The organism is Lysinibacillus sp. FJAT-14222 (assembly GCF_001278875.1).
In the GTDB taxonomy this organism is placed as follows: Bacteria; Bacillota; Bacilli; order Bacillales_A; family Planococcaceae; genus Lysinibacillus; species Lysinibacillus agricola.
The window spans coordinates 1-9,326 of record NZ_LIYL01000062.1; the positions used below are offsets into that span (position 1 = coordinate 1).

General features: G+C 35.2%; 8 protein-coding genes and 1 pseudogene. All 9 read right to left on the reverse strand.

Going from position 1 to position 9,326, the window contains the following annotated elements; all coding sequences use genetic code 11:
• A pseudogene (locus tag AN161_RS30830) lies at positions 1-305 on the reverse strand (globin-coupled sensor protein); the annotation flags it as partial.
• A 444-nt stretch (positions 306-749) separates the two neighbouring features.
• Positions 750-1,046, reverse strand: coding sequence for a transposase (locus AN161_RS25575; protein WP_143115073.1), 297 nt, complete (start codon positions 1,044-1,046; stop codon positions 750-752).
• 339 nt (positions 1,047-1,385) lie between these two features.
• Positions 1,386-1,547 (reverse strand): aspartyl-phosphate phosphatase Spo0E family protein, encoded by a 162-nt coding sequence (locus tag AN161_RS27975; protein ID WP_075807367.1) that lies wholly within the window; start codon positions 1,545-1,547, stop codon positions 1,386-1,388.
• A 52-nt stretch (positions 1,548-1,599) separates the two neighbouring features.
• Positions 1,600-2,424 carry a class C sortase gene (locus AN161_RS25580; protein ID WP_053597140.1) on the reverse strand — a complete coding sequence of 275 codons (825 nt, stop codon included), beginning with the start codon at positions 2,422-2,424 and terminating at the stop codon, positions 1,600-1,602.
• A 4-nt stretch (positions 2,425-2,428) separates the two neighbouring features.
• Positions 2,429-2,551: a hypothetical protein gene (locus tag AN161_RS31200; RefSeq protein ID WP_277815986.1), complete on the reverse strand. Its 123-nt coding sequence runs from the start codon at positions 2,549-2,551 to the stop codon at positions 2,429-2,431.
• A 59-nt stretch (positions 2,552-2,610) separates the two neighbouring features.
• Positions 2,611-2,835 (reverse strand): hypothetical protein, encoded by a 225-nt coding sequence (locus tag AN161_RS30835; protein WP_053597141.1) that lies wholly within the window; start codon positions 2,833-2,835, stop codon positions 2,611-2,613.
• 437 nt (positions 2,836-3,272) lie between these two features.
• The gene (locus AN161_RS25590) at positions 3,273-4,097 is read right to left on the reverse strand and encodes a class C sortase (protein ID WP_053597148.1); all 825 of its coding nucleotides are present in this window, start codon (positions 4,095-4,097) and stop codon (positions 3,273-3,275) included.
• 99 nt (positions 4,098-4,196) lie between these two features.
• Positions 4,197-5,855 carry a SpaA isopeptide-forming pilin-related protein gene (locus AN161_RS25595; protein WP_053597142.1) on the reverse strand — a complete coding sequence of 553 codons (1,659 nt, stop codon included), beginning with the start codon at positions 5,853-5,855 and terminating at the stop codon, positions 4,197-4,199.
• A 35-nt stretch (positions 5,856-5,890) separates the two neighbouring features.
• A partial coding sequence (locus AN161_RS25600) for a SpaA isopeptide-forming pilin-related protein (RefSeq protein ID WP_082340438.1) occupies positions 5,891-9,326 on the reverse strand: 3,436 nt, incomplete at its 5' end.

Here is a 9,326-nt window from a genome sequence, read left to right on the forward strand (position 1 = left end):
GATAATAAATTAGTTTGATCAGCTATTTTCGTTACAATATCAATAATGCCTTGAACTTCCTTTGTTATTTTTAATAACTCTTTTATATCATTGGAAATTATTTTGACTGCCTTATGAACCTTCTTCATATTACTATTCTGTTTACTTATTTGAAATTTCCCATTTTCTGCTCTCTCCTCCGCTAAAGCAGATAACTCTTTTCCAGCATTTACGGTTTCCACCATTTCTGTGCAATGAATATGTAATTCTCGAAATGCTGCATTCGTTTGTTCTGAAATTGCTGCTAAATTTTCAGTTGAATTCACAACTTGAATTTTAGTTTTTTCTACCTGTTTATTTGATTTTTCTTTAATTCTACTTATCTCTTTATCATATTCTTCAAGAACTATTTGTTGCTCTAAGTTAAATAATTTTGAGAGTGCTTTTACACTAGAATAATAAAGTTCTTTTTCAGAAAGATTCTTTTCAATAATCTCAATAATCGTTATAAATATATTTTGAAAAGCACATAAATACCATTTTGTCTGTAGACCAATTTTTACATGTATTTGTGCTATTCTAGTTCTTTTTAAAAATATTCATCATCGATTATTCCCGAAAACATTTCTAAAATATGTAATTTCAAAGTTTTCTTCAAGGCTGCAACTGAACTATTATTATTAATTAGTGTCAGTAGGGATTCTTCCAATTCTAGATTCTTGTAAAAACAATGAATTAGCGGGATAGAGAATAAATGCCAAAATCGAGATTTAAGAGATTACGTGCCAGACTTTGCTTCTGTCTGCCGCGGACGTATTTTTTTCTTTTGGGCGAATAGGATTCGATTCTTCTCCTTTTAATTTCACATTCTCGATGCAAGTTGACAATTTTTTTGCATCTAATTCACCTGTTTCCTTTTGATTTTTCACTTTCAAAAGAAAATCAGCCATTTCTTGTGCCCATTCTTGCTTCGTTAGTTCAAATATACCGTGCAATTCACGAAGAAGATGCACATTGCACAAAACATGTTGGCACTTGTCGTACTTTTTTCGAGCTAACAGGTTCACTTTCTAAATGATGATTGACAACACTAGCACACTTTCACAGGATGAATAATCACACGATCTGGATGTTCCACTTGGCAAAGTGTATGACATTTATGATCAGGTTGATGGCCCTTTTTCATAAGCTTTTAAAATAACTGATTTGTTGATCATACACGTCAACTTCCGTAAGTTGATATATTTAACATTAGGAAGTTAAGGAATTAAACTGCAAAATAAAAATATTAAACAGCTAAATCATAGGGGTGACTGAGTAATTACTAATGTTTTTTATAAATTTTCTTGTTTGATCTTGCTTTAGTTTCATGTGAGGATAATTCTTTTCGGAAACCTAGTTAAATGTCATTCGCATTTTCGTAACATATTCAATAAATTATCTAATTCTTGACTTATTCGAATAACTTCCAAGGAAGTGAGCATATAATGTTTTGTTAATTGAATCATTTCTGCTCTCTTATTTTCTACTAGGTATCTTAGTGTTATACAATTCATTTCTACATTCATTAGACAATCCACCTTTATCTCTTTTTGAAATTTACTTATATCTTCTCACGGTTTATTTTTTCTTCCTTAGCAACCCAAACAATCCAATAAAAATAACCAGCAGTCCTATTATGATAAAACCGATTGTTTTGATAAAGTCATGTGTTTGGGATTGTTTGATACTTTCTGTATGAGCTTGTGTATCATTTTGAGGTATTTCTTCTTTTATCCTCTCACCATAAATGAGTAAACGGTATTTACTTGACGTGTAAGGTTCACATGTGAGTAATGTAGCCTTATCCTTTCCCTTCACAATCGCGAGTTTATCCACTTGGTTAGGATAAATGACTTCGCTTCCCGTTACTTCATATGTTAATTCTTTTCCTAAAATACGAATATAGAATTTGTCACCATTTTCAAGTTGATCGAGATACCGGAACATCTTGGCACCATGATAACCACGATGTCCCGCTAATACAGTATGCGAATCCGGTCCACCGATAGGAAAGGAAGTTCCACCAATTTGACCAACACCCATGCTTAGATGCTTCTCGTTTGCACCTAAGTAGATGGGAAGTTCTTCATTGATTTTCGGAATGCTAACGGTACCAAGTACATCATCTTCTTTTATCATATTGACAAGCATTGTATTTTTCTTGTCGCTACTGCTAAAAGGATCTGCCGTAGGAATGGCTAACCCTTTTAATGATTCGTTATAAGCTGCCATTACTTGAAACTTTTTACGTATGTCCACATCTGCTAATTTCCCCATCTGTTTTTCATAATCTGTAATGACTACTTCATACATACGATGATTGATGTAATTTGAAACAGTTGGGTATAGAAATACTCCTAATCCAAAAACAAATAATATCGTACTGAATAATCCCCTTTTCATACATTCAGTACACATCCTTACCGTTTTCTGCTTCAAATTCTTTTAAATATATCTCTTTTAACATCGTAGATGTACTGCATTTCCAATATTTATTAAAAGGGTACTCAATTTGTTTTGCTTCATCCATTTTCTCACTCCCATTTTAATAACTGCGAAATGGATATCCCTTATTTATCCATTTCATCCTTAATATTTTTTCTCTTTCTCTTTTTCCCAGAATCTATTAGGTGCTACTTTTAATTCCCACTCTTTAAATCGATTTGGGTATGCTGCATTTAACATTTGATACGGACTATCATTCTTCGGACATACCCCACCTAGCTTATTCTTCACCAGCCAATTTAAATCATACTTCTCTAGTAATTGAAACTCTGTTAAACTTTCTTTTTCTTCAATAATCTTTTTTAACATTTCCAAACTCTTTTCATATGTCCAAAATCATCTAGGAATATGCTTCAACTCCCATGGTTCAAATCGATTCGAATAAGCTGCGTTTAACATTTCATATGGACTACCACGATAAATCAGCATCACACTAGTTAATTTAAATTTTTTGATGTGATTCTAGTTCCACTTTTCTATAATATCCTCATCGCTCCACTTTAAAACATCCTCAATTAAATATCTTGTTATCCTCCTTTTTAATTTTCTGTCTACATCCCAGTTCCATGTACCAGGAGGAAATCCTTTGTCTTCTTCCATCCAATATTTCTTGATATATTCCTTCTATTATTATTGTCAATCAACGTTCACTCTCTTTCTAAAACTTCTCCCAATCCTTATTTAAATAAAAAACATCGACGATTATCTATTAACCCCAAAGCTCACATTTCTATATGTTTGACAATTTAACTCGTTTGCTTTTTCTTTCTAACTTTCGTGAAATTTAGGAGTATTACTGCTATTACAATAGCGCTTATTGAGGCAATAACCTTCCAATCTTCTAACATAGATGGCGCTAAAGCGATCGCTTTTTCTTTTTCTTTCAGTTCGTAAGGAATGCGGTGCCCTCTTACTAATAACCTATGCGTATTCACTCCATAAGGCGTACAAGTAAGTAGTGTGGCATAATCTTGATTATTTACAGGGAGTAAATCCTCTGTTTCACTTGGTAATACAACTTTAATCTGATCAACTTGATAGGCAAGGACTTTACCTAAGGAATGAATATAGAACACATCAGATTCCTTCATTTTATCTAAATCTGTAAACAATAATGCCGAAGGCAAACCTCGATGTCCTGTTAATACGGTATGTGTTCCTTTTCCTCCTACTGGCAAAGAAGACTTGTCCAAGTGACCTACCCCCCGACCTAAAACTTCTTCAGAAGTTCCTGGATAAATAGGGAGTTTCACCTTAACTTTTGGGATTTCCACATACCCCATAACATCCCCGATGTTAAGGGCATCGTCATAAGATTTCCCATCACGTTTTTCTTTTTCTGCGAATGGATCTGAAAATGTTTGATTCGAATTTTGAACTTGTTTATTGTACGCATCCGCTTCTTTTTCCCGACGTTCTAGCTCTTTCTTTTGCAATGATTTTACTGTTTTATCATACGAACTAACCTGAGAATAATGCGTTCTCGTAGCCAGCCAGTTACTTATGGTAGGATATAAGAAAATACCAAGTCCTAATAAAAAAATACATCCAAAAATAATCTTCCGTTTCATAGTGACCCCTTTACCATGTACTGACATACAGAAAAGAGGAGAAATGAATGGCTCTCCTCTTTTCACATGTAACTACTATAAGTATAACTATATAAATAATTAGTTATTTACTGTTTTTCTTCGGAAGAAAACAAATGTCGCTGCAGCCATTAGTACAATACCTACTATAGAGAATAGTATTGTTCCCATACCGCCTGTTGAAGGAAGGTACCAGCCGCTCTTATTATTTTTTACATCTAATTCAATTTTTTGATGATCTGCATTAATTGTTACATCAATTGGGTCTCTTAATTGTTGATAAGAAGCTGTTGTACCATCATCTTTTATATAAGTCGGTGCTTTTGTCTCAACGATTTGGTAATCTCCGTAAGGGATATTGTTCCATGTGATCAAACCATTTACGTCTGATACACCTTTTACTGGTTGCCCTCCTAATACTACGACTTTACCGTTATCGCGTAATTCAAATTCTGCACCTGCTAATGTTTTTCCGTCTGCACCATCCACTTTTGTTAATTGAATGCTTCCTGCTGTTGGTGTTACAATAACTGGATTTGTTTCCTTATTACCTGTTATGTCGTTTTTGTTTGTAAAATCAATTGCTGCTGTATTTGGAATTTCTGTTCCTGCCGCTGTTTCTTCTTTAATTTGCGACTTGATTTGCAAATGAAGTTCTTTTTTACCATCTAACTTTGAAAAATCTTTTACAGTAGCTGTTACTTTTTGACCATCTACCGTTACTTCTACAACACTTGCATCTACTGCTACGCCATCGATTGTTACAACTGGTGTACCTTGAATTGTTAATCGATCATCAAGCGTATCTGTTACTGCATAATTTTTATAATCCTTAATATCTTCTGGAATTAACGTTTTAATATCATAATTGTAATCTTTTAACGGATTAATTGGTAAAAACTCTAAATCGTTATTAATCTTTTTATCAATTGTTGGTTCTAGATAGTTTGTAATTTCTACTGGCACGACAACACCAGATTTAATCGTACCGTCTGCATTAATTGTACCGGATTCTTGAATTGAAAACGGATATTTTGTTGAATCTAAAACATATCCTGTAGGTGCTTTTATTTCTTGGAAATAGTAATCACCGTATTCTAGACCTTCTGCACGAATTTTCCCATTAGTACCTGTTGTTAAACCAGTTTTTACTGCTGTGCCATCTGCTTTAAATAAAGTGAATTCAGCACCTGCTAGATCTTTACCTTCTGCACCTTTTTTTGTTAATTCTACTGCCCCGCGTTTAATTTCGTTCTTTGGATACATGTGAACATCATAGTTTAATACGTCACCATTCTTACTTGTCATTGGAATATCGACTGTATATGTATTTGGGTTTAAATTAATATGTGGTGGACCAGAAACTTCTTTTACTTCATAACGACCTAATGGTAAATCTTTAAATACAGCTTGACCGTCTGCATCTGTTGTTACTTTAATCGGAGTTGCATTTGTTACTGGTGTTACAGATTCTTCTGCAATTTTTCCATCATTTGAAATCTTATTGAATGACATAATTTGTTTAATCTCAAACGTTACGCCTGGTAATGCCTTAGCATCTGTAGGAATGGTTTGATTTGCAGAACCATCACCTTCTGTACTTGGCGCTCCATTTTTTTCTTGTTCATACTTGTGGATTGTTAAAGTACCATTCGTTGGGGTTGCTGCCTTTGCAAACATACCCGGTAATGTTGCGAACATTACTACAAAAGCTAGTAAAAGCCTTAGCGTTTTTTTCATTTTCTTTTCCTCACCGTCTCTATAAATTTTCGAATCTATTTATTTCGACTTCTCTTGCGAAGTAATAGGAATAACGCGGTTATCATAAGTAATACACCAATTCCGTAGAATAAAGTGGTCCCAATTCCGCCTGTTTTTGGTATCTCCCATCCTATCTTCGAGTTTTTCACTGTCAGTTTTACCACTTCGCCTGATGTTGTAATATTAACGTCTATCGGATCCCTTAAAAGCATATGATCATTTGGTGCTTTCGTTTCAACAAGCTTATATGAACCTAAAGGGATATCCTTAAGTAAAAGTTTCCCGACTCCATCCGTTGTACCACTAGCTATTACTGAATACTGCGTTGAACTATCTGATTCATATTTCCGAAGTTCAAACGTTGCACCTGAGAGAACTTTTCCTGTTTGATCGTCTACTTTTGTAATTTCAAGTGATCCAGGTTGCGCTTTCATAATAACCCCTACCCGTAAGGGTTCTACAGCTAGAAGTTCATTCGTTGTCACTGCAAAGGAATTCCATGCAGCACGGTCCACTTCAGGTGTCTTTTCGTCAAAAAGTGCCGTGTCTACTGGTAAGGCTGGCGCTTTTGCCTCTACGTCAAATTGAATATCTTGTCCTTCTAACCATTGGACGCCATCATTCATGACAATCTTGAAACTATGAATATCGTTCCAATTTGTAACCGCACTTGCCAACATCCAATTTGGATCCTCTGCACCAGCTGGGTTCGGTTGTGGTGTAGAACCGACCGAATAATCTACTGTTGCGTATAAATCATCACGTTTTGGGTTTTTGGACATACTGTAGTAAACTGTGACTTGGTCTTGCCATTTCGTTCCCGCAAAACTAATAGGTCCTTTTAATGTCGTTTCAAATTTACTACCTCGTTCTGTGTTATCCGTAATTCCTAAATCCCCTACTGACGGTAATACATCTAGAAACATAAACTGCTCAATAATTTCATTCGTTGTATTAGTTAAATTGAAACGATACGTTACATCTCCATCTGGGTTTGTATATCCAAATAACGAAAACTCATCGTCTAAACTACCTTTTACTTGTTTCATAATTTGCAAGTTATCGTTCTTGACAATCGAATACTTATTAGCTGACTTGACACGAGGCTGAGTCGTATTTCCGTTTTGATTTAGATCATTCGTATCTGTTTCTAGAACTGATTTTGTATAAACATTTCCTTGAGAAGTAGGTACTTGCAGCCCCGTATTCGCTGAGAAGCCATATACTTGCAATTCTAGATTTGATAACGCTGTTCGTGTTACATCCACATCAAAGTTTGCCGTTATTTTTTCACCAGGTAATAAACGTTGATTATCCCAAGTGAATTTGATTTGTTGTTGACCGTTAACCTCACCGATTACTTGATATGTCGGATTCACTGAATTATTGCTGTACAACATATTTGGTTGGTCCAATATGTTGATCCCTTTTGGTAATAACGCAACGAGTTCCAGCGGTCCTGTAATATTCGCTTGTGATGCAGCATTATTTTGGAACTGAATTTGGATACGGTTGTTCCCGCGTTGTACGTTTGAGCCTGTTGTTAACGGCTTACCTCCACTATCTACAAACTGAATAGAAGATTGGACAAGCGGATCCTCACTTGAATTCTGAACAATATTGACATGGCGATTCCCCATAGGTGATGAATCATCAATAGGTTCACGCTCTATTTTTGTACCATCATTTAACTCAAAATAATTCTTTACACTATTGGCTGTCTGTCCTACAGCACCTTTTACTACATTATAAAAAGAATTAACGGTGCCATACATTTTACCTGAAGCATTTCTATAAATGACACGAAAAGCTTCGACATGACCATCCTTACCAAATTGAGTTACATCCAATTTACCTGTGTTTGTACCAACTTGATTTGAAATTGGGAATTGAATAGGATACTCTGATTTCCATACACCGTTTATTTTTAATTGGACAAATGTATCTGGTATTTGTGTAAGTGGTCTTTTTGCAACTGATGTATTATAGAACTCATAAGGTTTCACCAAAAGAAGTTCTGTTAAATCTAATTTACTGTCAATGGTATATTCCATCGTATAGGTTTTATATCCTGAATCTATTATTTGTTGATAAGGATACTGGCTATTGTTATTTTGCCAAGCTCCTGAATTGATTCGATAGTTCATCCCATAAGGGCCTATAACCGAAGGACTAAAAAAACGTAAATATGCCTCATCCGTAACAGTTGGTATATAATTTAAATTATTATTATCATTATTTATCTTCCCACTACTACCATCCAAAGGCCCTCTATGCACCCCATAGTAATACTGACCATTAACATCCGGCGTGGGTCCTCCACCACTTGCAATCATTATATCGCTACTTCCTGATGTACTAATATTGGATATGTTTCCAATCCTATAGGGCTGATAAGTAGCTGTTGCCGTATTTGTTATAGTTGAGAAATCTGGGATACTAGAATCAAATTTCAAATTAATCTTTAACTCTTTTGTAAATAAATTCCCATTAATACTTACTAGTTCTTGTTCAGCAAAAGTTGGTGCATCGAATTCCCAAGTTACTGTGTTATTTGAGGAATTATATACACCCGTAAACCCTGAGTCTTGTAAAGTAGAATCAAAAACGAGCCCTGCAGGTATTTGATCGACAATGCGGATTTTACCATTTTCTTGAATATAGCTCAGTCCTGCATCTGTTTTAGGGATGCTGGCTTTAATCGTCCAACCACCTAAGTCCCCTTGAACCGGAGCGTCAGTACTCAAAGTCCAGCTATTATTACTGTACTTTTTTGTACTAGTATAGGTTTTAGAGATACCCACTGCTCCATTTGAAATGACCATTGTCGTTTTTTTACCGGAGTCCAAAGCTTCCGCATACTGATCTACTTTAATACTCGCATTAGATTCGAGATTCCTGATATTTTTATCTTTATCGCTAACAGGCGTTTTTCCTAGTTCAGGAATTACTTGAATAATGGTTTTATAGACTTGTCCAGATACCAATTCTGGGAAATTGTAAGTTAAAGTACCATTCTGTGCATTATAGATTGGACTCACACCATCAATCGTTAATGTTTCATTCGGAACACCGTTTTGAATTTGCGGGTAAATTATAGGAACCTCTGGATGCTTCGGTAAGTTGACAACCATTTGGCCATTCGTCAAAGTTGTCTGGGAGCCTGTTACTTTTACATTCAACTCATAATTGGCTGTTTTTCCAGAAAGCACTTCTTGTTGTAAAGAGTTTAAATACAACTCTAGATTTGCTGTTCCTAGTGTAGCGTTAAATGCTACCGCTGTTTTCAATGTTGTGGTAGATCCTTTTGCTGTTTCCGATGTTGTGGTAGATTCTTTCTCCGTTTCCGATGTTGCGGTAGATCCTTTTGCTGTTTCCGATGTTGTGGTAGATTCTTTCTCTGTTTCCGATGTTGCGGTAGATTCTTTTGCTGTTTCCGATGTTGTGGTA

Excerpts from the sequence above, each read along its gene's own strand:
- AN161_RS27975 (WP_075807367.1), bottom strand. The coding sequence starts at position 1,547 with ATGAATGTAGAAATGAATTGTATAACACTAAGATACCTAGTAGAAAAT.
- AN161_RS25580 (WP_053597140.1), bottom strand. The coding sequence starts at position 2,424 with ATGAAAAGGGGATTATTCAGTACGATATTATTTGTTTTTGGATTAGGA.
- AN161_RS31200 (WP_277815986.1), bottom strand. The coding sequence starts at position 2,551 with ATGGATGAAGCAAAACAAATTGAGTACCCTTTTAATAAATATTGGAAA.
- AN161_RS30835 (WP_053597141.1), bottom strand. The coding sequence starts at position 2,835 with ATGTTAAAAAAGATTATTGAAGAAAAAGAAAGTTTAACAGAGTTTCAA.
- AN161_RS25590 (WP_053597148.1), bottom strand. The coding sequence starts at position 4,097 with ATGAAACGGAAGATTATTTTTGGATGTATTTTTTTATTAGGACTTGGT.
- AN161_RS25595 (WP_053597142.1), bottom strand. The coding sequence starts at position 5,855 with ATGAAAAAAACGCTAAGGCTTTTACTAGCTTTTGTAGTAATGTTCGCA.